We start from the raw sequence: 26142 nt of genomic DNA on the forward strand, positions 1-26142 counted from the left end.
GATACTTTTACTAAGCTTTTTCTAAAAGCTAAATCTTGCGGGCAAAGAAATGAAAAACACTTTTACTATGCTTTTTCTAAAAGCTAAAATATTTTGCTTTGCTTTTTAAAAAAGCAAAATAACTGTTGACAAAGCGGTCGCGACATGATATAATGTGTAAAGCTGATTTACTTTACACCTTTTCGGAGAATGAATATGAAAAATCTTGACTACGCTTTTTTGCTGGATATCTACGGTAATATTCTGACGGATAAGCAGCGGAGCGTTATGGAGCTTTATTACTGGGAGGATCTCTCTCTGGGTGAAATTTCCGAATGCGAGGGTATCACAAGACAGGCTGTCAGAGATAGTGTAAAGCGCAGCGAACAGATCTTTGAGGACTTTGAATCAAAGCTCGGTTTTGCCGAAAAGATCGCAAAATGCCGTGAGAACTGCGGAAGTATCCGCGGGTATGCGGAAAAATTGATAAATCTTAAAGAATACGATGAAAATATCGTTGAAAATATAAACGAGCTTGCCGCCGTAACCGGCGACTTATTCTGATAAAGCTGAAGGGAGAGCGTTTATGGCGTTTGAAGGTCTTTCGGAAAAACTAAATAACGTGTTTCGAAAGCTTAAATCAAGGGGAAAGCTGACAGAAGCCGATATAAAAGAGGCTATGAGAGAAGTCAGAATGGCGCTTCTCGAGGCGGACGTAAGCTACAAGGTAGTAAAGGATTTCGTGGCCAAAGTGTCGGAAAAGGCTGTGGGCAGCCAGGTGCTTGAAAGTCTGACTCCCGCGCAGCAGGTAATAAAAATAGTTAAAGACGAGCTGTGCGCTCTTATGGGCGATTCAAACTCAAGAATAAATATGCCCTCAAAGGGTCCGTGTATAATCATGATGTGCGGACTTCAGGGATCCGGTAAAACCACCCATTCGGCAAAGCTTGCTAAGCACTTTAAAAAAGAAGGTCACAGACCTCTGCTGGTTGCCTGCGATATTTATCGTCCGGCAGCAATTAATCAGCTTAAGGTCGTAGGCGAAAAGGCCGATGTAAAGGTTTTTGAAATGGGACAGATCAGCCCTGTAGTTATTGCTAAACAGGCGGTCGCCCACGCGAAGGATTACGGCAACGATATAATTATTCTCGACACCGCCGGACGTCTTCATATAGACGAAGAGCTAATGAACGAGCTAAAGGATATTAAGGCGGAGGTTAACCCCGACGAAATTATGCTGGTTGTGGACGCTATGACAGGTCAGGACGCTGTGAATGTGGCTAAGTCCTTTGACGAGGCTCTTGGAATAGACAGTGTGCTTATGTCGAAGCTTGATTCGGATACAAGAGGCGGCGCGGCGCTTTCAGTGCTTGCAGTAACGGGCAAGCCTATAAAGTTTGTGGGAACAGGCGAAAAGCTTGACGAGTTCGAACAGTTCCATCCTGAAAGAATGGCGTCGAGAATACTCGGTATGGGCGACGTTATGACGCTTATAGAAAAAGCTGAAAATATTATGGATCAGAAGGAAGCCGAGGCGGTAGCCAAAAAGCTTCAGGAAAATAAATTCGATATGAGCGACCTGCTCGATCAGCTCAGGCAGATACAGAAAATGGGCTCGATAAAGTCCATAGTGTCTATGCTTCCGGGAGTAGGCGATAAGCTGAAGGATATAGACGTAGACGACAAGCAGTTTCTGAGAATAGAGGCGATAATAACCTCCATGACAAAGGCTGAAAGAGCAAAGCCTTCTATAATAAATCCGTCCAGAAAGCGCAGGATAGCTGCCGGAAGCGGCGTGGATGTATCGGATGTAAACCGTCTTTTAAGGCAGTTTGAACAGATGCAGAAGATGATGAAGCAGTTCGGCGGAGGCGGTAAGGGCGGAAAAGGCAAGAAAATGATGAAACGTCTTGCCGGAATGAATTTTGATAAAATGCCGCCTATGTAAAAAAATAAGCCGGTTAATGCAATCAAGCATTAATATATAAATACTTATGCACTGCGGAGGTGAAAGAAATGGCAGTTAAAATCAGACTTAGAAGAATGGGCGCAAAGAAAGCTCCTTTTTACCGTATAGTTGTTGCTGATTCAAGATATCCCAGAGACGGAAGATTCATTGAAGAGATCGGTTATTATGATCCTACAAAGGAGCCTTCAGTAGTTTCAGTAGACGCTGAAAAGGCAAAGAAGTGGATTTCAGAAGGCGCACAGCCGACTGATACGGTTAAGGGCATTCTGAAAAAAGAGGGCGTTCTTTAATTAATCGGAAAAGAGGGGCAAGAGTTTACTCTTGCCTTTAATATCCATTAATGTAATACGGCTGTTAGCAGAGGACTTACGGAGGTATTCCATGAAAGAATTGTTATATGCGATAGTTGAAGAGCTTGTTGAAGATAAAAGCGCAATAAAAATCACCGAGGACGAGCCTAATGAAGAGGGTGTAATCGTTCTTCACCTGAGCGTAGCCCCGGACGATATGGGAAGAGTTATCGGCAAGCAGGGCAGAATCGCTAAGGCGATACGCACTATTATGCGTGCCGGCGCTGCCAAAAGCGGTATAAAAACCGCTGTTGAAATAGACTGAAAAAAGAGGCTCAGATATTCTCGGAAAGGGATTGTTTGAGCTTTTATTTAATTTAAAAAGACTGCTTTTAAATAAGATTGAAATTAGAATATCTCTTTGGAGGCATATCAGAATGAAAAAAATGCTTGAGTCCGGAAAAATAGTGAATATTCACGGTCTGAACGGAGAAGTTAAAGCTGCTCCGTGGTGCGACTCGCCGGATTTTCTATGCGGCTTTGACGTCCTTTATCTCGGCAGAGAAAAAAACAGAGTCGAGGTCGAATCGGCGAGAGTCCATAAAAATATGGTTTTGATTAAGCTAAAAGGTGTAGATACGCCGGAGGCGGCAAACGCGCTCAGGAACAATATAATTTATATTGACCGCGGCGACGTTTCGCTTGAGGAGGGAGCGTATTTTATTCAGGATCTTATAGGACTGACTGTCAAAGACGCCGACAGCGGAGTAATTTACGGAGAAGTAAAGGACGTTTTGCAGACCGGAGCAAACGACGTCTATGAAATTTCCGGAAACGGCAGGACATATCTTGTTCCGGCTATAAAACAGGTTATAATAAAAACCGATATTGAAAATTCGATTATTCTTATACGTCCGCTGGAGGGCTTGTTTGATGAGAATTGATATTGCAACGCTTTTTCCGGAAATGGTAGACGGAATCCTTTCGGAAAGCATTGTGGGACGCGCCAGAAAAAAGGGAGCTATAGAAATAAGCTGTCATCAGATCAGGGACTACACCCTTGATAAACACAGGCGGGTGGACGATATACCATACGGCGGCGGAATGGGAATGGTTATGCAGGCCGATCCGATATATCGCTGTTATCTGGCGGTATGCGAACAAACCGGCGTAAAGCCGCATACTATATATATGACACCGAAAGGCAGGGTGTTTACGCAGTCAAGAGCTGCGGAGCTTTCAAAGCTTAAGAATATACTTATAATCTGCGGTCATTATGAGGGAGTGGACCAGCGCGTTATTGACAGAATAGTAGACGAGGAAATATCCATCGGAGATTATGTGCTCACCGGCGGGGAAATACCGGCGGCAGTTGTTACCGACGCGGTTGCAAGGATGTGCGAAAACGTTTTATCAAGTCCTGAATGCTATGAGGATGAAAGCCATTTTTCAGGTTTGCTTGAGTATCCGCAATATACCCGTCCCGAAATATGGGAGGGAGAAGCGGTTCCTTCCGTGCTGCTGACAGGGCATCATAAAAATATAGCCGAGTGGCGTCTGGAAAAAAGTCTTGAGCTGACAAGAGAAATACGTCCCGACATGTATGAAAAATATATTAATGACTGTAAAAATAAATAAATAAGCATATGTGAAAAGTGCATATAAAGTATTGTTGAAAATTGTGGGTAGTGAATATATTAATTAACATAAAATTGTTCGTTATTATAAACAAATATCAACCGCCCAAAAATCTTAACATTAACTAAAGCGTAGAATTTTTGCCAAAAAGGCATATTTAGTGTAAATTTTCCGTTGACTGTGGGAAAAATAGCTTGTATAATTGTAATCAGCAAAAGACATAAAAACATTGAATAATGAAAAATTTTTTTTTCAATTATGCAAAGATAGGAGAGTTTGTTATGTTTGTGAAAGATGTTATGGTGCAGAACCAGGTAGGTCTTCATGCCAGACCGGCTACTTTCTTTATTCAGAAAGCTAACGAGTTCAAGTCATCAATCTGGATAGAAAAGGAAGAACGAAGAGTAAACGCCAAGAGTCTTCTCGGTATCCTTTCACTGGGAATCGTAGGCGGAACATCAATTAGAATTATTGCTGACGGAGCCGATGAGCAGCAGGCTGTAGACGCGCTTGTAGAATTGGTAGAAAGCGGTTTCAGTAACTGATTTATTAAAAAGAAAATGGGGGCGTTACTTTTTAGTAACGCCCTGGCTTATATAAAAATAAAAACGTTTCAGATTCAGCCTGATATACCGGATTCATACATGTTCTCGCAGAATATACCGTAGCCTCTCTGAGGATCGCTTACAAATACGTGGGTTACAGCTCCGATAAGCTTTCCGTTTTGTATTATAGGGCTGCCGCTCATTCCCTGAACTATACCGCCGGTTTTTTCAAGCAGACGCTTGTCAGTGACCTTAATAGTCATGTTTTTTGTACCGCTGTTTCGGCAGTCTATTTTTTCGATTTCAATTTCATATTCCTGAGGACCGTTTTCGTCTATAGTTGTATATATGGAGGCTTTTCCGGTTTTAATTTCCTGCTTTAGCCCCATAGGCAAGCCCTCTGAAACAGGAGTTTTCGTAAACATTTCACCGAAAATTCCATATTTGTTATTTGCATAGATAACCCCGGAGGTTTTTCTGGAGGTAAAGCAGCCTTGAAGCTCTCCCGGAGTACCTGACTTTCCTTTTATAACGCTGGTTATTTCTACGTCAGCTACCTCGCCGGAGGAGATCGGTATTATTTCGCCGGTATCGCTGTCGCATACAGGATGTCCCAAACCGCCGAATCTTCCGGTTTTAGGCTCGTAGAAGGTTACTGTGCCTATGCCTGCGGTGGAGTCCCTTACCCATATTCCGGCCTTGTAGCAGCAGTCTGTTACGGAATATACAGGCGTTATAACGGAAACAGTTTCATTTCCTCCGTCGGTATAGACTATTTCAAGAGGTCTGCCGTCTGAATTTGAAACGATTTCGGTTATATCGTTGTTTGAGGAAAGCTTTTTTCCGTCTAAGGACAGAATAACGCTTCCTTCCTTGACTCCGCATTCCTCCGCGGGGCATACCATACCGTCGGAGGTTTTTATTTCACCCATTCCCACAACCATAACGCCTTCCATTAAAAGCTTGATGCCGAAAGGCTCTCCTCCCGGAATAAGAACGGGAGTTTCAACAGTGTGTATTTCAACGCTCTTTACCGGAATAAGTCCGAAAAGCTTAAGATTAGCGGTTTCTACCGACGGAGCAGTGTCGCCGGCAAAAGAAGCTACCGTTTCATTTCCCGAAGCTTCTATTGAAAATTTTGTTGAAAGCTTCAGTGAACTGCCCTTAGAAACATAAAAGCTATCCGGAAGACTTACGGAATAATATCCGGTTATAAAGCAGATATTAATAATGAATAAAGTTAAAACGGCAAATGCCGATCTGTAAATTTTTTTCATTGTTACGTCCTTTCAAATTTTGTTTTCTCATCACAGTAGTAATATTGGCATGATTGAACTTTTTTATTAAGGCAATTATGATGATGTTTATTTGCTAAAATTTTAGAAAGCGCGTAATTCTGCCGAAATTCAACAACAGATGGTGATAATTATAAAAAATAAAGTGAATCCTTTGAGGAAAAAAGAAAAAATTACAAAAAAAATCCTTCTGATAATAAAAATATTTTTAATTGCGACAACCGCGATTTTTCCCATGTTTATGAATTTAATGTCGGGTATAGGCTGGATTTCAACATACGGAGGATACGGAAGCAAATTTATCGTTTCGGGCGTGGTTATGATAATTTCGTCTGTTTTGATGACGGCGTCCGTTGTCCTATGTATGATGAAATTTAATTTAGCTGCCGTTATCGCGAATACCGCGGGGTTTGCCGCGGCAATGACGGTTCTGGCAAAAATGATGAAATATGCGGATGAAAGCGGATGGAGCGACCGTTATACCATGCAGCCGGCGTCCGATATTTACAGAAACCGTATTTTGCCGACTTTAATACCGTTTATTCTTTTGATTGCCGCCGCCGTATTGCAGTATTTTTCATATGATGAAACGTTAAAACGAAAAATCAGGCGGGAGGAAAAGGAAAAACAAAAAAATCTGCCGGCGCCGAAAATTTTAGGCGATTGAAATTTAAGATGTAAAAAAAACTCCTGTTTATGATTATTATCTTGTGTTTTGTCTTGCAATATTATGAGCTTAATAAAATTTTAACAATTTTTTTACAAATCATGTCATTTTCTGATAAAAACGTTTAATAATTGCTATTGATTCATGCGTTTTCATATGATATTATAATGAAGTAGAAAAAATCAGGAGGTAGAACAATGGTTAATAAAATTAAGGTGTTGATCGGAGACGACAGTGTCGAATATGGTATAGCCTGTGCCAGCACTTTGAGAGGACTGGGTATGTACGCCGTAACCAGACCGAAGGACGGAGGAGTATTGTTTGAGACTATAAAAAATGACATGCCCGACGTTATCGTTGTAGACGCGATTTTGCCTCATATGGACGCAATAGAGCTTATTAAAAAGGTTCAGTCCCTCGGCGGCAAAAGTCCGGAGTTTATAATTACGTCGTCTTACGACAACCCTTTTATAGAAAAGCAGGTAATGCAGAGCGGAGCCGCATATTTTATGCTCAAGCCGTTTGACATGAATGCTTTGGGAGAAAGAATACTTTCACTTGTCAGAGGAAACGGAATCAGACAGACCGGTGACAATGCCCAGGATATGGAGGTCGTTGTTACCGAAGTTATACATCAGCTCGGCGTTCCCGCACATATTAAAGGCTATCACTATCTGAGAGAAGCGATTTTAGCTTCGCTTGAGCAGAAGGAGCTTTTAGAAAGCGTTACAAAAATGCTTTATCCTACCGTTGCAAAGAAATTTGACACGACCTCTTCAAGAGTTGAAAGAGCGATAAGACACGCGATCGAAATCGCTTGGGACAGAGGCAATCTTGACACTCTCAACTCATTTTTCGGCTACACTGTCAACACCTGCAAGGGAAAGCCTACAAATTCAGAATTTATTGCGCTTATCACGGATAAGCTGCGTTTACAATATAAACCTGCTTCACTTAAAAGAGCGTAAAGGATACTTGTAATAATTCAGCTTTTGTGATAATATGTTATTATATCCCCGTCGAGAGATATTATACTTAGATTGAAAGGGCTGATTTAAAATGGATTTTATCAAAACTGATATTTACGGCGAAAGCTTTAATCCGTTCAAGCTTATTGGCAAGGACTGGTTCTTACTTACAAGCGGAGACAACAGAGAGAATAACACAATGACGGCTTCCTGGGGGCAAGCAGGCGTCCTCTGGAACAAGCCGGTATTTTCAGCATATGTAAGGACATCTCGAAAGACCTTTGAGCTAATGGAAAAGAATGAATATTTTACCGCGTCCTTCTTTGATGAGAAATACCGCAGCGCATTGAGCTATTGCGGTTCTCATTCGGGAAGAGACGTTGATAAAGCTAAGGAAACCGGATTGACTCCGATTGAAATCGAAGGCGTAGCCGCCTTTGAGGAGGCTGAAATGGTTTTGGTTTGCCGTAAGCTTTATACCAGTGAAATGCAGGAAGATGACTTTCTTGATAAAGGTCTTTTGAAATTTTACGAAAGCGATCCTTTTCATAAGGCTTTTATCGGGGAAATTATTAGCGCATACAAAAAAGCTTAAAAATAAAACCGCATTTTTTAATGCGGTTTTTCTTTTTGCTTTTATGAAAAGTAAGGTAGAAGTTATTGTTCATTTCTTTGCACGCAAAATTTAGCTTTTACTATACTTTTCGTAAAAGCTAAAAAAAGTAAAATAAAGAAATAAGTTAAGTAAAACCACATTCTTATAAAGCATAGGAGATTTTTCATCTGAAATATGTAAGCTTTTAATGGGAGTCAATATAGTTATCTCACACATTTATGTATAAAATTTGCCGCTTTAAGCGGCATAAGCGGTCCGGCGGCGTGTGAGCCGGCGCATTTCTTTGTTTCGTTTCTTTGTGCGAGCAAAGAAATGAAAAATACTTTTTCATGCTTTTCGTAAAAGCTAAAATATTTTTCTTTGCTTTTTTCAAAAGCAAAAAATTTCGTCCGCACAGCTTCACTTGACGCTATGCGGACTATTTTTATCTTTTGTTCCTTTATTTTTTTATATTTCTCTTTTATTAAAGCCGTCCCATGCGGTAAGGAGGAAAATAACCATATGGACAGCTATAACGGCTAATGCGAATGGTACCGTTTGTCCTGCAAACATTGAGTTTCCTTCGGCAACTGCCGAAATATTAAGGTTGGAGAATATTAAATATCTGCCCCAGTCGAATTGAAGCTGTCCCAGCATGAGGGTTATCGTGCTTCCTCCGAAAAGAGCCATAACGCTTATGCCTATCGCAAGAGCGGAGCTTCTGAAAAGCGACGAAATCGCGAATGCAAGCGATCCCATAACAATCAGCTCTACGCTGTTTAAAAGGTAAAGCTTTGCGGCGTATAGAAATCCTGATATTTCCTTGACGGTATCTCCTGAAACCGATATGAACGCCGCGTTAAGGTGATCGGCTCCGAAGAAGGTCATGCTTGCCAGCGCGGATACAATATAAGCCGCTATCATGGCAAGGTACCCGAAGGTTAGAGCGGTGAAATATTTTGAGACTAATATTTTCCAGCGTTTAACAGGATTTATCATGAGGAATTTTATAGTTCCGGAGGAAAACTCGCCTGAAACAATTCCTCCCGCTGCAATTATTACTATAACTCCTATAAATGTCACCAGACTTGTGCTTGTGCAGAAAACTGACCAGAAATTGAATTTGCCGTCCATCCAGTTGTTGTTTTCCGAAATATCAAAGTCGATATTGTTGTCAAGGCGGTATTCGTATTTCTTGCACTGTTCTCTCAGGTTTTCCATTTCAGATGCGTCTACAGACTGTCCTGAAGCTTTCTGCTCCTCCAGCGTAGTAAGCTGAGCTTTTGAGGATTCAAGCTGTACGGCTACTTCATATTTCCAGTTTTTTTCATATGGAGCAATACTGTTATCAAGACAATATTTATAAAGCTCGAGAGTTCCCGACGATTTGTCTATGATAGTATCGGATTTTTCGGACAGACTGATCGCAGTCTGAAAATAGTCCTTCCAGTTGCTGTCCTTAATCGCGCTGTCTATTGAGGAAACAATCGTTTCATAATCTGTTATGCCGTATTCGGCGGCGGAATATTTCAGTTCAAACATTGTCCTTGCCGCTTCATTGCGCCAGTCGCCGACTATATTATTGTCTATAAGATATTGATTCAGTTCGACTTCCTTTTCCCAGCCCTCGGTTTTTACGTCCTTAAGATAGTTTATTTCCGACTGATAGCTTTCAATAATATTACTGTCGTCAGAGCTATAGGATTCATATTGCTTCTGTCCGATAAGAGCCATAACGGGGAGTCCGACTGAAGCGATAAGCAGTATTACAAGCATTACCCATGTGCTGACCTTGAGCATCAGCTTGATATATTCGTTTTTAACAAGATTAATAAATTTACCCAATCTGAACGCCTCCCGACTTTGTAAGCTCAATAAATACGTCCTCAAGCTTTTTGTTTTCAACAGGCGCAACCGTACCCAGCCTTAATCCGCGGGTTACGATTCTTGCCGTTACTTCAAATATTTCTTCCTCCGCATTATCCTTTTCAAGTCTTATTCTTATATGGCCGCCGTCCTCAATGAACTTGTTTTCAACGGATATGAAGTCAAGCGCGTCGAGAGCATGAGCGCAGTCGCTTACTCTTATAATATATTCGCAGAAGTCGCCGTTTGAGGAGGATATCATTTCTTTAACCGTATGAACGCCCTTAAGACTTCCGTTTACAAGAATACCTACTCTGTCGCACATAAGCTCCATTTCAGACATCAGATGACTGGAAACTATAACGCAGGTATTATCCTTATGAGCTACGTTTTTCAGTATATCTCTCAGTTCCTTGATACCCGCGGGATCAAGACCGTTTGTAGGCTCGTCGAGGATAAGCAGCTTCGGACGGTGAAGTATAGCCTGTGCAACGCCGAGACGCTGACGCATACCGAGAGAATATTTTTTTACCTTGTCGTTGATACGGTTTTTCAGACCTACTATTTCAACTACCTCGTCGATTCTTTTATCGTCTATTCCGCCCCTCATTCTTGCGTATTGTCTGAGATTCTGCATCCCCGTCATATATTTATAGAATTCAGGGTTTTCAACTATGCCTCCTATATCCGACATCGCGGCTTCATAATTTTTTGAAAGACTTTTTCCGTTTATCTTTATATCGCCGTCGTCCAGTCTTAAAAGACCTACGGCAATTTTGATAGTGGTTGTTTTGCCGGCGCCGTTGGGACCGAGAAATCCGAATACCTCGCCCGGATAGGTTTCAAAGGAGATATCGTGCAGAATCTGTCTTTTTCCGAAATATTTATTAAGGCGTTCAATTTTAAGCGCAGCGTTCATTATTCTTCTCCTCCTTCCGTCTGATCCAGAACGGTCAGCTCCGGACTTGCCCAGCCCCAGGACTGAGCCGAGCATACCTTCCACTTGCCGTCTATTTCCTTTACCTTTATAACGTAAGTGGCGGACATGCTAAACTGAGTCAGAGCGTTCGTATTATCATGACTATCGCCGTAATATGAAAAATCTCTTATCGGCATTACCTCGCAGGGAGTCAAGAGATAAGGGTTTCCGGTGAATTCCGCTACTATTTCGCATTCGAACTGAACGGTTGCATAGCCGGGTCCGGATTTGGTAATACTGAAATCAAATGGATTAGCCGTCCATTTAGTAATTTTATTTTCGGTTTTCTTGCCGGAATAGTCCTCCGCAGCAACGGTATCAAGCTGATTTCTGTATCCGCTGATGTTGATTCCGTAATAATTGTCGCTATTTCCGGAATTGCTGTCGGAGCACCAATAATCCGACATTAAGTTATCTGCTTTCTTTTTGAATTCGTCCTTTGACGATGAGGTTACAGCGCATTCACCAAGTGCGCTTGTGTAAGCGGTAACGGCGGCTTCTATCTGAGGTTTGTTTTTTTTAAAGCCGATAGTGTCGGTTATAACGAAAACCACAAATCCGACAAGAACGATTGCTCCGAGGATAAGACCGCGGTTAGCGCGCTTTAAAAAGCTTTTCATAAAATCACTCCTTTATTCTAATTGTCTTAGGTGTATCATATCATGTAGAACACCTTACGAATTGTATTATACATCATAGTACAGTTAGTGTCAAGGGAAAATATGAAAAATTATGTATAGAAATAAAGATTTGTGCATATTAAATAAAATATCTATGTTAAACATCTCCAAAACATAAAAAAATTTTAAAACGTCTTGTTTATTGATTAAAATTGGGTTATAATAAGCTTATAAAGCTATCAAGGGGGCTGAAGTTAAAATGTGTGACAAAACAATGACTTTTTCAGTAAACGATGAAAAAGAAAATGAACTGAAACGAAATCTTACCATTATATATGACGCTCTGATTCAAAAAGGCTACAACCCCATTAATCAAATTGTTGGTTATATTCTTTCTGAGGATCCGACATACATAACCACATACAATAACGCAAGGAGCCTGATCCGTCATATTGACAGAGACGAGCTGTTGCAGGTATTGGTTAAGTCCTATTTGGATGAATGATTTCGTAAGCGAACAAAAGCCGGCTGAGCACAATCAGCCGGCTTTTGTTTTGCTTTTTTTAAAAAGCAAAATAAAATTTAGCTTTTGAAAAAAGCAAAGTAAAAGTGTTGTTCATTTCTTTGCACGCAAGATTTAGCTTTTAGAAAAAGCATGGTAAAAGTATTTTTCATTTCTTTGCACGCAAGATTTAGCTTTTAGAAAAAGCATGGTAAAAGTTATTTTTCATTTCTTTGCTCGCACAAAGAAACGAAACAAAGAAATGCGCCGGCTCAAACGCCGCCGGACCGCTATGCCGCATAAAGCGGCAAATTTTATACATGAATTTATAAATATAACTGTTTTCTCACCCAGTAAAAGCTTACATATCTCGGATGGGAGATTCTCCTATGTTATATAAGAACATAGGAGAAGTGAATTACAAGTAGAAGATTAATCTATACCTTTTAACAACCAGCTTGTTTCAATATCCAAAGCTTTTGCTATATCATAGAGAGTAGTTATGTAAATTATCATACTATATCCCCTATATTCGATACGACTTATAAATTTTCTGCTTTTTCCAATCTTTTTACCAAGCTGCATTTCTGTTAATCTTTTTTTCTTTCTGTAATATTTAATGTTATTGCCAAGAATCTTACATTTTTCCCTATAAGCCTTACTTTTCATATATTCATTAATTCCTTCAAATTCCTTCTTCATTTTTATCCTCCTTATATATCTGATATATATTAATTATAAATGATATTAAAGATAATTAATATACTTAAAATTTTGAGGATAACGTAACTTACTTAAATCATATTCTTATATAACATAGGAGAATCCCCCATCCGAAATATGTAAGCTTTTAATGGGAGTCAATTTAGTTAGCTTTATAATTTAATGTATAAAATTTGCCGCTTTATGCGGCATAGCGGTCCGGCGGCGTTTGAGCCGGCGCATTTCTTTGTTTCGTTTCTTTGTGCGAACAAAGAAATGAAAAATACTTTTACTCTGCTTTTCGTAAAAGCAAAACATTGCGAGCAAAGAAATGAAAAATACTTTTACCTTGCTTTTTCTGAAAAGCTAAAAAATAACTTTTACTATGCTTTTTCTAAAAGCAAAACATTACGAGCAAAGAAATGAAAAATACTTTTACCATGCTTTTTCTAAAAGCAAAAATATTTTGCTTAGCTTTTTGCAAAAGCAAAATTATGCGATAATATTGACAGTATATTAAATAAAATGTATAATATAAATATACAAAAATAACAGAGGGCGGAAAAAATTATGGATTTTGGCTTTATAGTATTTATCCTGACAGCGTTATTGTTTATATTACTGTCAGTTTTCACGTTTACGGCGACCTCGAAGCATGAAAACCGCTTTTTTCATAATCATATAAGACAGACGTTTTACGCCGCTTTCGGCTGTGAAGCGATTCTTATAATATTGACTATACTTGATCTTTCCGGAGCGGCGGAGCTTGGCGGCTATTCCGGACTGACCGCATGGTGCGCGGGTTTTGGCGCGGTTATTCTCTTTATTACGGCTATAAGAAAAAAGCCGCCGCAGAAATTCGGCGATATCCTGAATTTTTTTCTCCGTTCACTGACGGTTTGTCTTATAGCGGAGCTGTTCGTTTTCAATTTCAATTCGGCTCATCTTTTCGGAGGAAATTATCAGGTTATGGAGCTGCCCGCTGAAAATGCGTCGGCTGTGAATTTTTCGAACGGTAAAAATTCCGGAACAGGTTATTCCTCCTTGGAATTTAAAAATATAAATATGCCCGTGGGCACGATCACTGTAGAGGCACGGTCTGACAAAAAGAGTTATGCGGAGATAAACGTCGATATGTCCGACGACAGCAACGCTTCTTACAGAAATTCTGCGGCTTCCGCCGAAGTAATTCAGAATAACCGCAGAAGCGAAACTATTCCCTGCAATTTTTCAGGTAACGTTCACAACCTGAAATTTTCCTTTACTGCCGAAGAGGGGGAAACGGTAACTATAAGCCGTATCGTTTTAAATTTGCCGATTTTTCTTGATTTTTCAGCTTTAAGATTTTTGATAATGCTTACGGCGTGTATGGCGGTTTATATGATGACGGCGTCTCCTGTTTTTAAAAAACCGTTCAGAGAAAACCGCGTAGTCAATAAAATCTGCGCTTACGCTTTGACAGGCGTTTTCATACTGGCGGCTCTTTTTCTCACAAATGTTTACAGATACAGCGACTCCAATCACAGTCTTAAAAAGGATTTCAGTCAGGAGTCGGGTAATCAGATGACGCAGGAGCTTGTGGACGCCTTTGAGGCAGGTCAGGTATCTCTGCTGAGGGAGGCTGAACAGCCGCTGCTGGAGCTTGAAAATCCTTACGACTGGAGTCAGCGGCTGGAGTCGGGAGTGGATTACGCATGGGATCATCTGCTTTACGAGGGAAAATATTATTCCTATTACGGCATTGCTCCGGTCGTTACGCTGTTTCTCCCCTATCATCTGATAACCGACCATTATTTCCCGTCCGTCTGGGCGGTATGGCTTTACGGAGCGGTTGGAATACTTTTTCTCTCAAAATTTTATCTTGCGTTTATTTCAAAATTTTTCCCGAAAATAAGGTCTTCGTTGGCGCTTGCGGGACTATTCATGCTCCAGCTTGTTACGGGCGTATGGTTTTGCTTCAGCAATCCGAATTTCTATGAAATTGCTCAGACCTCGGGATTTGCTTGCGTCGCCGCGGGAGCGTTCTTTTTAATAAGCTCCAATGTTATCGGGGACGGTAAAATAAAAAATTGGCGGCTTGCTCTTTCTGCGGTATTTTTAAGTCTTGGAGTTTTGTGCCGTCCGACGCTGGCGGTATACTGCGTTGCTTCGCTGATATTTATTTACGCCGGATTCAGGAAAAAAAGATCCTGCTATACTAAAAGCAAATCAATGATCAGGCATTATCTGCCTTATTTCCTCTGCGCGCTTTTGCCCTTTGCGGTTATCGGAGGAGCGCAGATGATTTATAATTATGCGAGGTTCGGCTCGGTATTTGATTTCGGTATTCAGTATTCGCTGACTATAAACGATTTTACCGCGGCACAGTATCATACTCATTTTGTTCTGATAGGCTTTTTTAATTATCTGCTTGCGGTACCGTCGTTTATTCCGGTATTTCCGTTCTTTGACAGTTCAAGTGTTGAAACGTTCTTTCCGCAGGGATATTATTTTGTTGCGACGGCGTCTGCCGTGGGGCTTATCTGGAAGGCGCTTCCCGTTTTGTCCTACGGTTATGGAATAAGAGCCTACAGATATACTGAAAATAAAAATAAACGGCTTTACGCGCTTATGATTTTCGCCGTATGCATAGCCGCGCCGTTCATTATAATTTTTTCAATATGGGAAAGCGGCTACGGCACAAGATACTGCGTTGATTTCGCATGGCAGATACTAATCGGCGCGCTGGCAATAGCGTTTATTATGTACGGAAGATGCTCCCAGACGTTGAAAAAGCATCTTAACAGGCTAATGCTGCTTTCGGCCGGAATATGCCTCGTTCTAAGCTTCGGGCAGGTATATAATTGGATAATCGGAGGCGGTATGTCTTTGCAGTGGAAGGCTATGATAACGTCGTTCGGCAGGCTGTTTGAATTCTGGAGATAGGAGAGCTTACACGGTGAACGTGAAAATCATATTAAAGGCGGTTGCCGCTGCGGCAGTTTCAGCGTCTGCGGTTGTTTGCCTGACTTTTGGCGCATGCGCGGGAGAAATAGAAAGCATTACGGTTTTGGGAGACAGCATTTCCTCCGGCTATGGTCTTAATGACGGAGAACGCAGCTACGGGAGTTATCTCGGCGAATATTTCGGAGCCGAGGTTGAGAATTTTGCCGCCGACGGAAAAACAACCTCCCAGCTTCTTGAATTGCTTGAGGGCGACGGCGCTGTATCGCAATCGGTCGGAAAATCCGACCTGATCTGTATTTCTATAGGCGGAAACGACGTGATGGACGTTTTCTATGACGATCTGATAGGTATTGCGGGCAGTTTTTCAGCGCCGTCAGGTAACGGCGGTTTTGGATTTTCGCCCGAAGCCATTCAGGAGCTGATACTTTCGTTTTCTTCGTCGCTTGGGCCCGCCGCCGCACAGGCAGGCGAAAATATAAGAAAAATAGCCTTGAGGATAGAGGAGATAAATCCTGACGCAAGACTGATCTTTCAGACGGTTTACAACCCGTTTGAAACCGACGACGAGAAAATGAAGCCGGTTTACAGTCCGCTTTATACGTTTACGTCGATCTATCTCGGAACTATCAACAGCTCTATAAGAAACGGATCCGGAATGGAATATGCGGATATACAGAATAAATTCAGGGGCGGCTGTACTCTTTACACCAATATTAAAAATATGGATATTCACCCAAATAAAATAGGTCATCTGCTAATTGCCGAGGAAATTGTTCAGCAGCTTAGGCTTTCGGGAGAAAACGGTATTTTTATAAGAGAGCTGGAAAGCATGATTTCAACAGATAAAATTCCCGAGGAGCTTAGAAGTGAAATAGAAAGGCTTTCGCTCGGACAGTTTCGTGTAAATGAAACCGAGGACGTTTTTGCCGGGCCGGAAATTACTCAAGAGGCGTCCGCGGAAGCTCAAACGGACGAAACGAAAAATATAGAAACACAGACGGCTGTTAAAAAAGCTGAAAAGATACCGGATAAGGCTTATATGACTATACTGCCGATAGTCGGACTGGCGGTGGCTGTTATAATTCTGGCGGCGGTTTTAGTGAAAAGAAAAAAGAAGGATAAAAAACAAAATTGATTGGAGCTTTATATGACATTGTTTTTGGTTATTCCCTGCTATAATGAGCAGGAGGTTTTACATGAAACCTCAAGACAGCTTAAGGAAAAAATGAATTATCTTATTTTGGCGGGAAAAATAAGCGATAAAAGCAGAATAGTATTTGTGGACGACGGTTCAAAGGACAAAACTTGGGAGATTATCGAGGAGCTTCATGAAAGCGATTGTATTTTCCGCGGAGTGAAGCTTTCCAGAAACAGAGGTCATCAGAACGCTTTGCTGGCCGGACTGATGACCGTTAAAAACGAATGCGACGCCGCGATCTCCTTAGACGCTGATTTGCAGGACGATATAGACGCTATCGACGGTATGGTCGATAAATTTTCAAATGAGAAATGCGACGTAGTTTACGGCGTCAGAAGCGCAAGAAAAACGGATACGTTCTTTAAGAAATTTACAGCGGAATCCTTTTATAAAATAATGGCTAAAATGGGCGTAGAGGTTACTTTCAATCATGCGGATTACCGTCTTATGAGCCGCCGCGCTCTTGAAGGTCTGGAACAGTTCAAGGAGGTAAATCTGTTTTTACGCGGGATAGTGCCCCTGATCGGTTATAAATCCGACTCTGTTTACTATGAAAGAAAGGAACGCTTTGCAGGAGAATCAAAATATCCGCTTAAAAAGATGCTTGCTTTTGCAATGGAGGGAATCACCTCTCTTTCTGTCAAGCCTATAAGAATGATAACGACGCTTGGAGTAGGCATATTTACCGTCAGCATAATAATGCTCGTTTATTTTCTTGTACGTCATTTTATGGGAGATACGGTTGAGGGTTGGACTTCGATTGTCGTATCAGTCTGGGCTATCGGAGGACTTCAGCTTCTGGCTATAGGAATAATCGGCGAATATATAGGCAAGATTTATCTTGAAACCAAGGAACGTCCGAAATTTATTATAGATAAATATCTCGGCGACTGACAAGTTTTATTATTCCTTAATCCGCTTATTGACTAATAATGCGTACTGTGGTAAAATATCTATGTTTAAAAAGCAAAAGGAGAGTATAAAATGAATCGTGTTAAAAGGTTAGCCGCGGTTATACTGTGCGCTGTGACAGCCGCAGGAATATTTACAGGCTGCGGCGATATAGACAGAGATAAATATATAGCAAAATCCAGAAGCGAAGCTGAGGGAAGCAGCGCAAGCGAGGAAAGTCAGCAGGAAAGCGGCCGACAGAATGCCCCCGAAGAGCTGATAACGTCAGACGGAGCGTGGAAATCCATGAAATTCACTCTTGACGGCAATGAGCTGGTTTTAATCAAGCTGCCTTATTCTTCTCTTACAGAGCAGGGCTGGAGCTTTGATTACAATGTTTACGGAATGAAGGATCTTCTGACAGACTCCGGAGTTTTCTATCAGAGAAGCGTATATCTTGATCATGAGGGAATGGACGACGGCACAATCTGTATCGGTTTTGCCAACTTTAACGATGAAAAAAGCAAGGTCGACGATATGCATATCTGGTCTATTGAATTTACGTCAAAGGACAAGACTCAGTATCCTGAGGTGACGCTGGAGGGCGGCATAACATGGGGAGCTGACGAAGAGGCAATTAAATCGGCTTACGGCGAGCCTTCCGCTTCTGAAAGAAACGACGATGAAAAATATACAAATCTGACGTATACCGATAATGCGGGAAAAACTATTTATCTTAATATCTACGACGACGGCGGACTCGGAAAAATCACAATGGATTCTTATGGCTGATTTTAACATTTTTAAATGCTGATACTTGAATTATGATAAAAAATGTGTTATATTAGTATACATAAATAATAACTGTTACTGATAGCGGAAGCCTGTCTGTTTTATGAATATTCGTTTATCAGAACGGAAATGGAGTGTAAAAAAATGAGCGACGTAAGAATTTCAGACGATATTCTATATATAGGCGTTGACGACGGGGATTTGGATTTATTTGAAAGCCAATATGAGGTTCCTAACGGAGTTTCATATAATTCCTATTTAATTATTGACGATAAAATTGCGGTTATGGATACGGCCGATACAAAGGTTTCAGAAAAATGGCTTTCTAATCTTGAAAAGGCGCTGGGCGGGAGAAAGCCGGATTATCTTGTGATTTCGCATCTTGAACCTGATCATGCAGGAAATATAAGGGCGGCCGCTGAAAAATATCCGGAAATGAAGCTTGTTCTAAACTCTAAATCTGCGGCGATGATCGTGCAGTTTTTTGAAATTGATATTGAAAAAAGAGGAATCATTGTCAAAGAGGGCGAAGAACTGAATCTGGGCAGACATACCTTGAAATTTATCATGGCTCCGATGGTTCATTGGCCGGAGGTTATGGTTGAATATGAGAAAACAGAAAAAATACTTTTTTCAGCAGACGGCTTTGGAAAATTCGGTACTTTAGACACTGATGAGGAATGGGACTGCGAGGCAAGAAGATATTATTTTAATATTGTCGGCAAATATGGAGCGCAGGTTCAGGCCTTGCTTAAAAAAGCCGCGGCTTTGGATATCAAAATGATATGTCCTCTGCACGGACCTATACTTAAGGAAAACTTAGGACATTATATCGAAAGGTATTCCGTTTGGAGCAGCTATGAGCCTGAGGAAGAGGGAGTTTTCGTAGCTTATGCGTCGATACACGGCAATACGGCCGCCGCCGCTTTAAAAATGGCGGAGATTCTTAAAGCTAAGGGCGCTAAGAAGATAGAGGTTATGGATCTGGCAAGGGAGGATATGGCGGAGGCTGTGGAGAACGCGTTCCGTTATAGCTCAATGATACTTGCCGCCGCAAGCTATGACGCCGGAGTTTTTCCCTGCATGGAGGATTTTCTGCACCATCTTAAGTCAAAGAATTATCAGAACAGAAAAATAGGTATAATTGAAAACGGCTCGTGGGCTCCTTCCGCGGCTAAGACTATAAGGGGTATTCTTGACGGAATGAAAAATATCAGGATTGCAGAGCCGGCGGTAACAATTAAATCGGTAATGAAAGACGCGGATATTCCGAAAATGGAAGAGCTTGCAGAAGCTGTAATTAAATAAAATAAAACCTCCGTTTTTAAGCGGAGGTTTTTTTATGTTGAAAGATAAAATAAACGGGCACATTGAAAATAGGGGGTAGAACAATGATATTTATTTTAATTACATCTATTAAACATATTTCTGCTTGTTTTTAACCTTATAAACAGATTGATTAAAAAGTAACGCGGTCGTTGACAAAATCGCCGCTGTTGAGTATAATATATTATATAGGTTAAAGACGTAGCAGTCAGAGTAGCGTTGATAAATCTCTATCAGAGAGCTGCGCGGCGGTGTGAGCGCGGCAGAGAAGCAATGTGAAGTGCGGCTGTCAGTCCGGAGCAGGAAAAAATAAAGCCTTGGCTTTTTTTAGTATTGCTCCGCGTATTTCCTGCGTTAAGGGGTTGAGCAATAAATCGGAGTGGAACCGCGGAAATTTCGCCTCTGACCTTTTGGTCGGAGGTTTTTTAATATAAAGAAGGTGATAATTTGTTTAAACAGCTTCGTGAAGATATAGCGCTTGTGAAGGAACGTGATCCGGCTGCAAGGAGCGCCTTTGAAATCTGGCTCACTTATTCAGGTCTGCATGCCGTTCACAGCTATCGGAGAGCGCATTGGTTTTACAAGCATGGTATGCTGACAATTGCAAGGATAATTTCCCAGTTTGCGAGATTCAGAACGGGTATAGAAATACATCCGGGCGCAAAAATTGGCAAGGGTCTTTTTATTGATCACGGAATGGGCGTTGTTATCGGCGAGACCGCCGAAATAGGCGACAATTGCCTGATCTATCAGGGCGTAACCTTGGGAGGAACCGGAAAGGATAAGGGAAAGCGTCATCCTACCCTTGGCGACAACGTTATGGTGGGAGCCGGGGCTAAGGTTTTAGGACCGTTTAAAATCGGTAACAACGTTAAAATTGCGGCAAACGCAGTGGTTCTTGAGGAAATTCCCGATAACTGTACGGCGGCGGGAGTTCCAGCCAGAATTGTTAAAAACAGGGGAGTAAGGGTAAAGGTATGCAAAGAGCTTGACCAGATTCATATACCTGATCCCGTTTCTCAGGAAATGTGCTCTCTGGAGGTTAAGGTAGAAAAACTTATGAAAAGAATTGATGAGCTTGAAAATAAGGAAAATGCCTAAAATCCGTATCGGCATGAGAATATGGAAAACCGTTATCGCGGTTTTCCTGTGTGCCGTTATGGGTATGATATTTGATATACATCCTTTTTACAGTATGATTGCCGCCGTACTGTGTATGCAGGCGACCACAAGCGAAAGTATAAAAAAGGGAATTATAAGATGTGTCGGCACGTTTATCGGGGGAGCCGCCGCAGTTTTGATTCTCCTTGTAATAGATTATACGCCTCTTGTGCCGTTTTCGCTGCTTTATTATGTTTTAATAAGCCTTTGTATTGCCCCTGTTATATATCTTACAGTGCTGATGAACCGTGAGTCGAGCGCGTTCATAGCCTGCGTTGTTTTTTTGAGTATAGTTCTGTCGCATCTTGAGGTCGAAAATCATTATCTTTTCGCCGTTTCGCGTATGCTTGAAACCATTGCGGGAATACTTACGGCAGTGATCGTCAACAGGACGATAAAAAGTCCGGACAGAAATAAAGAAAATAATGAATGAAAGGAATCACATAGATGAAAATATACAATACATTGACCGGCAGAAAAGAGGAGTTTAAGCCTATAAACGAGGGAAAAGCATGTATATATGTATGCGGTCCGACGGTTTATAATTATATTCATATAGGAAACGCCCGCCCTATATGCGTATTCGACGTCTTTAGGCGTTATCTGGAGTTTAGGGGGTTAGACGTAAAATTTATTCAGAATTATACCGACGTAAATGATAAAATTATAAAGCAGGCTGAAAGCGAAGGTCAGACTCCCGAGGAAACGGCTCTTAAATACATCGCGGAATACGAAAGGGACGCCAAGGGATTGAATGTCCGTCCGGCTGATGTTCATCCTAAGGTTTCGATTTACATGGATAAAATTATAGATATGATTAAAACTCTTGTGGAAAAAGGCTATGCCTATGAGTCCGGCGGCGACGTTTATTATCGTACAAGGAAGTTTGAAGGCTACGGAAAGCTCTCTAAACAGTCGCTGGACGATCTTGTTGCGGGAGCGAGAGTGGAGGTTAACAGCCTTAAAGAAGATCCTCTTGATTTTGCATTGTGGAAGTCGGCGGACGAAAATGAACAGCACTGGGATTCTCCGTGGGGTAAGGGACGTCCGGGCTGGCATATTGAATGCTCCGCTATGGCAAAAGACTGTATTGGAGATACGATTGATATTCACTGCGGAGGAAAGGATCTTGTTTTCCCTCATCATGAAAACGAGATAGCGCAGTCGGAAGCGGCGACCGGAAAGACGTTTGCAAATTACTGGATGCATAACGGTCATATAAATATTGACAATAAAAAAATGTCCAAATCAGCGGGAAACTTTTTCTTGACCAGAGACGCGGCGGAAAAATACGGATATGAAACTATCCGCTATCTTATGATTCAGGCTCATTACAGAATGCCTATGAATTATACCGCGGAGCTTCTGGATTCCTGCAAAGCGTCTCTTGAAAGATTGTATAACTGCCGCAGCGGTCTTGACAGGGCTATTGAGGCCGCTGAAAGCGGCGAGGTCGGCAGCGGCGCAAAAGAGACCTTTGAAAAAAGAAAGACTCAGTTTACAGAGGCTATGGATGACGACCTGAATACGGCCGACGGCCTTACGGCGGTGTTTGAGCTGGCGAGGGATCTTAACACAATGGCTGCCGATAGTTCAGTTTCAAGAGAGCAGCTTGAGGAGGGCGCGGAGCTTTTTGATACCTTGACGGGAGTTCTCGGGCTGCTTTATAACAGAAAACCTGCGGACGAAATACCGTCCGAGGTAATGGCGTTGGCTGAGAAAAGAGCCGAGGCAAGAAAAGCAAAGGATTTTGCGCTTGCCGATAAGCTTAGGGATGAAATAGCCGCGCTTGGCTATACGATTAAGGAAACGAGACAGGGAACGGAAATCAAAAAGACGAATTGAGGTAGTATATGCTGAATAAAAGAGTAAGATTCATACTTATGGGACTTGTTGCGGCGTCTGCGTTCAGCTTCGCCGCTGTCTCATGTATGAATTATATGGGCAAGAAAAGCGCTAATTATATTGATATGAAAACATTGGAGCTTGTTCAGAAGGAGACTCCGGAGAACGATGATCCGGTGGCGGTTATAAAGACGAGTATGGGAGATATAAAGGCTGTGCTTTACCCCGAATATGCTCCAAAGGCTGTTGAAAGCTTTACAAAGCTTGCAGAAGAAGGCTATTATGACAATACTTATGTTTTTCAGTCTGAGCCGGGCGTTTATTTCGGCGCGGGAAGCGCTGAAAAGAACGGCGATTTAGGAGATAAATACAATGAAGCGGCAGAATCTGTCGAGCAGGAGCTGAATCAGAATTTATGGCCGTTTAAGGGCGCGCTTTGCAGCATGGTGACAGGGCAGGAGGGCGGCTTTTTCAAAAAGCTATTCGGAAATTCTAAGACGCTTAACGGAAGCCGTTTCGCGGTGCTCAACAGCGTGGAATTTACCGAGGATTTCAAAAAGGAGCTGCTTGATACAAACAAGGACGACACTACCGTTGCTGACGCTTTTATAGAGCTTGGCGGCGTTCCTAATCTTTCCCAGCAGATAACGGTATTCGGACAGACCTATGAGGGCTTTGACGTAATAGACAAGCTGACGGATCTTGAAGTTGTACAGGACGAGGACGAAATAAAGATACCTGTTGACGACGTTATGATAGAAACAATTGAGATTTCGACCTACGGAGAAGAGCAGGACTGAATTTCAAGGCTTTAAGAATATAATAAAAACCGGACTTTTTACAGTCCGGTTTTTTATATATGGGATCAGCCCATTATAACTTCAACTTCATGAGTTTTGCCGTCGTTGAATACAGGAAGAACATTGCCTTCAATAGCTTTTCCGTCAACCGTTACAGATTTGATTCCCTTGCATACATGATCGGGATTTCTGAAGGTTATATCGTAGGATGCTCCTCTGAACTGTCTTATAGCTCTAAATCCGTCCCATTCGTGAGGAATGCCCGGATCTACTTTAAGACCGTTCCAGTCAGGAATTATACCCAGAATATACTGTGATACCGCAACAAAATTCCACGCAGCCGTACCGGTAAGCCAAGAATTCTTTGCTTCGCCGTGACGCTTTGCGTCCTTGCCGGCAATCATCTGAGCATAAACATACGGCTCTGTTCTGTGAAGATCAGAATACTTTTCTTCTCTGTAGGCAGGAGCGATTTTTGAATAGTATTCATATGCCTTGTCGCCGCGGCCTACGAAGGCTTCAGCACAAATAATCCATGCATTATTATGACAGAATATACCTGCATTTTCTTTATATCCTGCCGGATATGTGGAGATTTCGCCGTATTCGATATAGTACTTTGTGAAGGCAGGATTATTAAGAACAAGACCGTGCTCGCTGTTTAAATATTTGTCAACGCTTTCAAGAGCCTTGATGTCGGCGCCTGATTCCTTGCCTACTCCTCCGAGTACCGCAAAGCCCTGAGGCTCGATAAATATCTTACCCTCTTCGCATTCCTTGGAGCCCATTTTTTTGCCGAAATCATCATATGCTCTGAGGAACCAATCGCCGTCAAAGCCGTAATCCATAATGTTTTTCTTCATTTTATCAATTTCAGCCTGAGCTTTGACCGCCTCGCCGTCGTCGCCCTTATATCTGCAAAGGTCGACGAAATTAGGACCTGCATATGTAAACAGCGCTGCAACCATTACAGATTCGGCAACCTTGCTGTATTTATCCTCGCCGTATTTAGGAGACGTCGAAGTCTGGAAGGATTCTCCCGGCTCAGACGAGAAGCAGCTTAAATTGATACAATCGTTCCAATCCGCTCTCATTGCAAGAGGAAGTCCATGAGGACCAACGTTTTCAGCAACATGGTAGAACGACTGCTTCAGGTGATGCATCATTGTTTGGGCCTTGCTGGAATCGTTATCATAAGGCACCATTTCATCAAGTATGGAATAATCGCCGGTTTCCTTGATATACGCCGCTACTGAAAGTATCATCCACAGCGGATCGTCTGAGAAATCGCCTCCGATTTCATCGTTACCTTTTTTGGTAAGCGGCTGATACTGGTGATAGCAGCCTCCGTCTTCAAACTGCGTTGAAGCAAGGTCGATAAGTCTTTCCCTTGCTCTCTCCGGAATCTGGTGAACGAATCCCAGAAGATCCTGATTTGAGTCGCGGAAGCCCATTCCTCTGCCGATACCGCTTTCGAAATAAGACGCGGAACGGGACATATTAAACGTTACCATACACTGATACTGATTCCAGATGTTTACCATTCTGTTCATTTTATCGTCAGGAGTATCAACGGTATATTTTGAAAGAAGAGCGTCCCACATAGCCTTAAGCTCGGCAAGACCTGCCTCAACCTTTTCAACCGTATTATATTGCTCTATCATAGCGTGAGCTTTTGATTTATTCACAGAACCGTCGGCATTGAACTTTTCCTCAACCGGATTTTCAACATATCCGAGAATGAAAACAAGATCCCTTGATTCTCCCGGAGCGAGAGTTATTTCCATATAATGAGAAGCTATAGGCGACCAACCGTCGGCAACGGAGCCTGACGCCTTTCCTTCAGCCACTACCTGAGGATTTTCAAATCCGTTGTAAAGTCCAAGGAAAGCTTCTCTGTCAGTGTCATAGCCGTCAATATCAGCGTTTACAGTATAGAAAGCGTAATGATTTCTTCTTTCCTTATATTCTGTTTTGTGATAGATAGTCGAGCCTTCGATTTCAACCTCTCCGGTGTTGAAATTTCTCTGGAAGTTGGTTGAATCGTCCTGCGCATTCCAAAGGCACCATTCGGCAAGAGAGAACAGCTTGATTTTTTTCGCTTCGCCGCCCTCGTTTTTCAGCGTCATTTTCTGTATTTCGCCGTTGTAATTCTGGGGAACAAAGAAAGTGACTTCTGCGGAAATATTATTTTTAGTTCCCTTAATTATAGTATAGCCCATACCATGACGGCATTCATATCCGTCAAGCTCCGTTTTAACAGGCGACCAGCCCGGAGCCCAGATCGTACCGTTGTCATTTATGTAAAAATAGCGTCCGCCCATATCGACCGGTACATTATTGTAGCGGTAACGTGTAATTCTTCTTAGTCTGGCGTCCTTATAGAAATGATATCCGCCGGCTGTATTTGAAATCAGCGAGAAAAATTCCTGTGTTCCGAGATAATTGATCCACGGATAAGGGGTTTTAGGGGAAGTAATGACATATTCTTTTTTTGAGTCGTCAAAAAATCCAAATTTCATAGATTTTCTCCTTATGTAAATTTTTAATACAACGCGCTGAAAATCA

Annotated in this window: 26 protein-coding genes; 20 read left to right on the plus strand and 6 right to left on the minus strand. The window is 41.9% G+C overall.

Annotation, left to right across the window (positions count from 1 at the left end; translation table 11 throughout):
* The first annotated feature begins 195 nt into the window (after positions 1 to 195).
* The 7 genes from ylxM (at position 196) to ACYQ0N_RS14815 (ending at position 4421) form a co-directional block, all read left to right on the plus strand.
* The gene (ylxM, locus tag ACYQ0N_RS14785; protein ID WP_460163117.1) at positions 196 to 543 is read left to right on the plus strand and encodes a YlxM family DNA-binding protein; all 348 of its coding nucleotides are present in this window, start codon (positions 196 to 198) and stop codon (positions 541 to 543) included.
* Between the two features lie 22 nt (positions 544 to 565).
* Positions 566 to 1927 (plus strand): signal recognition particle protein, encoded by a 1362-nt coding sequence (ffh, locus tag ACYQ0N_RS14790; protein WP_177531331.1) that lies wholly within the window; start codon positions 566 to 568, stop codon positions 1925 to 1927.
* 68 nt (positions 1928 to 1995) lie between these two features.
* Positions 1996 to 2238, plus strand: coding sequence for a 30S ribosomal protein S16 (gene rpsP / locus ACYQ0N_RS14795; protein ID WP_177531332.1), 243 nt, complete (start codon positions 1996 to 1998; stop codon positions 2236 to 2238).
* A 91-nt stretch (positions 2239 to 2329) separates the two neighbouring features.
* On the plus strand, positions 2330 to 2563 hold the full coding sequence (locus ACYQ0N_RS14800; RefSeq protein WP_177531333.1) for a KH domain-containing protein: 234 nt from the start codon (positions 2330 to 2332) through the stop codon (positions 2561 to 2563).
* A 112-nt stretch (positions 2564 to 2675) separates the two neighbouring features.
* A complete protein-coding gene (rimM, locus tag ACYQ0N_RS14805; RefSeq protein WP_460163118.1) occupies positions 2676 to 3182 on the plus strand; it encodes a ribosome maturation factor RimM in 507 nt (168 codons plus the stop codon).
* Positions 3172 to 3876 carry a tRNA (guanosine(37)-N1)-methyltransferase TrmD gene (gene trmD / locus ACYQ0N_RS14810; protein ID WP_177531335.1) on the plus strand — a complete coding sequence of 235 codons (705 nt, stop codon included), beginning with the start codon at positions 3172 to 3174 and terminating at the stop codon, positions 3874 to 3876. Before rimM ends, trmD begins: the two co-directional genes overlap by 11 nt.
* Positions 3877 to 4157: 281 nt before the next feature.
* Entirely contained in the window at positions 4158 to 4421 is a 264-nt protein-coding gene (locus ACYQ0N_RS14815; RefSeq protein WP_177531336.1) for an HPr family phosphocarrier protein, read from the plus strand.
* 74 nt (positions 4422 to 4495) lie between these two features.
* Here the strand turns inward: ACYQ0N_RS14815 and spoIVB are convergent, their stop codons facing one another.
* The gene (gene spoIVB / locus ACYQ0N_RS14820) at positions 4496 to 5698 is read right to left on the minus strand and encodes a SpoIVB peptidase (protein WP_177531337.1); all 1203 of its coding nucleotides are present in this window, start codon (positions 5696 to 5698) and stop codon (positions 4496 to 4498) included.
* A gap of 253 nt (positions 5699 to 5951) precedes the next feature.
* Here spoIVB and ACYQ0N_RS14825 point away from each other — a divergent pair, with 253 nt between their 5' ends.
* From ACYQ0N_RS14825 to ACYQ0N_RS14835, 3 genes are all read left to right on the plus strand, one after another.
* Positions 5952 to 6383, plus strand: coding sequence for a hypothetical protein (locus tag ACYQ0N_RS14825; protein ID WP_460163119.1), 432 nt, complete (start codon positions 5952 to 5954; stop codon positions 6381 to 6383).
* A 197-nt stretch (positions 6384 to 6580) separates the two neighbouring features.
* The gene (gene spo0A, locus ACYQ0N_RS14830; RefSeq protein ID WP_177531339.1) at positions 6581 to 7351 is read left to right on the plus strand and encodes a sporulation transcription factor Spo0A; all 771 of its coding nucleotides are present in this window, start codon (positions 6581 to 6583) and stop codon (positions 7349 to 7351) included.
* Positions 7352 to 7442: 91 nt separating this feature from the next.
* A complete protein-coding gene (locus ACYQ0N_RS14835; RefSeq protein ID WP_177531340.1) occupies positions 7443 to 7946 on the plus strand; it encodes a flavin reductase family protein in 504 nt (167 codons plus the stop codon).
* 468 nt (positions 7947 to 8414) lie between these two features.
* On the opposite strand, the gene ACYQ0N_RS14840 is transcribed toward ACYQ0N_RS14835, so the two are convergent.
* The 3 genes from ACYQ0N_RS14840 to ACYQ0N_RS14850 are packed head-to-tail and all read right to left on the minus strand — an operon-like array spanning position 8415 to position 11411.
* Entirely contained in the window at positions 8415 to 9791 is a 1377-nt protein-coding gene (locus ACYQ0N_RS14840; protein WP_460163120.1) for an ABC transporter permease, read from the minus strand.
* Positions 9784 to 10731, minus strand: a complete 948-nt coding sequence (locus ACYQ0N_RS14845) for an ABC transporter ATP-binding protein (protein ID WP_177531343.1) — start codon at positions 10729 to 10731, stop codon at positions 9784 to 9786. The genes ACYQ0N_RS14840 and ACYQ0N_RS14845 overlap by 8 nt, the downstream gene beginning before the upstream one ends.
* Positions 10731 to 11411 (minus strand): hypothetical protein, encoded by a 681-nt coding sequence (locus tag ACYQ0N_RS14850; protein WP_460163121.1) that lies wholly within the window; start codon positions 11409 to 11411, stop codon positions 10731 to 10733. The genes ACYQ0N_RS14845 and ACYQ0N_RS14850 overlap by 1 nt, the downstream gene beginning before the upstream one ends.
* 259 nt (positions 11412 to 11670) lie before the next feature.
* Here ACYQ0N_RS14850 and ACYQ0N_RS14855 point away from each other — a divergent pair, with 259 nt between their 5' ends.
* Positions 11671 to 11916 (plus strand): IreB family regulatory phosphoprotein, encoded by a 246-nt coding sequence (locus tag ACYQ0N_RS14855; RefSeq protein WP_177531345.1) that lies wholly within the window; start codon positions 11671 to 11673, stop codon positions 11914 to 11916.
* 429 nt (positions 11917 to 12345) lie between these two features.
* On the opposite strand, the gene ACYQ0N_RS14860 is transcribed toward ACYQ0N_RS14855, so the two are convergent.
* A complete protein-coding gene (locus ACYQ0N_RS14860; protein ID WP_460163122.1) occupies positions 12346 to 12615 on the minus strand; it encodes a helix-turn-helix domain-containing protein in 270 nt (89 codons plus the stop codon).
* A gap of 570 nt (positions 12616 to 13185) precedes the next feature.
* On the opposite strand from ACYQ0N_RS14860, the gene ACYQ0N_RS14865 reads away from it, so the two are divergent.
* The 9 genes from ACYQ0N_RS14865 to ACYQ0N_RS14905 all read left to right on the plus strand — a co-directional run bounded on the left by ACYQ0N_RS14865 (position 13186) and on the right by ACYQ0N_RS14905 (position 23574).
* Positions 13186 to 15540: a hypothetical protein gene (locus tag ACYQ0N_RS14865; RefSeq protein WP_460163123.1), complete on the plus strand. Its 2355-nt coding sequence runs from the start codon at positions 13186 to 13188 to the stop codon at positions 15538 to 15540.
* A 13-nt stretch (positions 15541 to 15553) separates the two neighbouring features.
* The gene (locus ACYQ0N_RS14870) at positions 15554 to 16696 is read left to right on the plus strand and encodes an SGNH/GDSL hydrolase family protein (protein ID WP_460163124.1); all 1143 of its coding nucleotides are present in this window, start codon (positions 15554 to 15556) and stop codon (positions 16694 to 16696) included.
* 12 nt (positions 16697 to 16708) lie between these two features.
* The gene (locus ACYQ0N_RS14875; protein ID WP_460163125.1) at positions 16709 to 17653 is read left to right on the plus strand and encodes a glycosyltransferase family 2 protein; all 945 of its coding nucleotides are present in this window, start codon (positions 16709 to 16711) and stop codon (positions 17651 to 17653) included.
* Positions 17654 to 17743: 90 nt separating this feature from the next.
* Positions 17744 to 18442, plus strand: coding sequence for a hypothetical protein (locus ACYQ0N_RS14880; RefSeq protein WP_177532456.1), 699 nt, complete (start codon positions 17744 to 17746; stop codon positions 18440 to 18442).
* 144 nt (positions 18443 to 18586) lie between these two features.
* Positions 18587 to 19750, plus strand: a complete 1164-nt coding sequence (locus tag ACYQ0N_RS14885; protein ID WP_177532455.1) for an FprA family A-type flavoprotein — start codon at positions 18587 to 18589, stop codon at positions 19748 to 19750.
* 465 nt (positions 19751 to 20215) lie between these two features.
* Positions 20216 to 20869: a serine O-acetyltransferase EpsC gene (epsC, locus tag ACYQ0N_RS14890; RefSeq protein WP_177532454.1), complete on the plus strand. Its 654-nt coding sequence runs from the start codon at positions 20216 to 20218 to the stop codon at positions 20867 to 20869.
* Positions 20862 to 21362, plus strand: coding sequence for an FUSC family protein (locus ACYQ0N_RS14895; protein WP_177532453.1), 501 nt, complete (start codon positions 20862 to 20864; stop codon positions 21360 to 21362). The genes epsC and ACYQ0N_RS14895 overlap by 8 nt, the downstream gene beginning before the upstream one ends.
* A gap of 14 nt (positions 21363 to 21376) precedes the next feature.
* A complete protein-coding gene (gene cysS / locus ACYQ0N_RS14900) occupies positions 21377 to 22774 on the plus strand; it encodes a cysteine--tRNA ligase (protein ID WP_460163126.1) in 1398 nt (465 codons plus the stop codon).
* A gap of 8 nt (positions 22775 to 22782) precedes the next feature.
* Positions 22783 to 23574: a peptidylprolyl isomerase gene (locus ACYQ0N_RS14905; RefSeq protein WP_177532451.1), complete on the plus strand. Its 792-nt coding sequence runs from the start codon at positions 22783 to 22785 to the stop codon at positions 23572 to 23574.
* 65 nt (positions 23575 to 23639) lie between these two features.
* On the opposite strand, the gene ACYQ0N_RS14910 is transcribed toward ACYQ0N_RS14905, so the two are convergent.
* On the minus strand, positions 23640 to 26096 hold the full coding sequence (locus ACYQ0N_RS14910) for a glycoside hydrolase family 94 protein (RefSeq protein ID WP_460163127.1): 2457 nt from the start codon (positions 26094 to 26096) through the stop codon (positions 23640 to 23642).
* Between the last annotated feature and the right edge of the window lie 46 nt (positions 26097 to 26142).

The sequence above is a fragment of the Ruminococcus sporogenes genome, assembly GCF_054655175.1.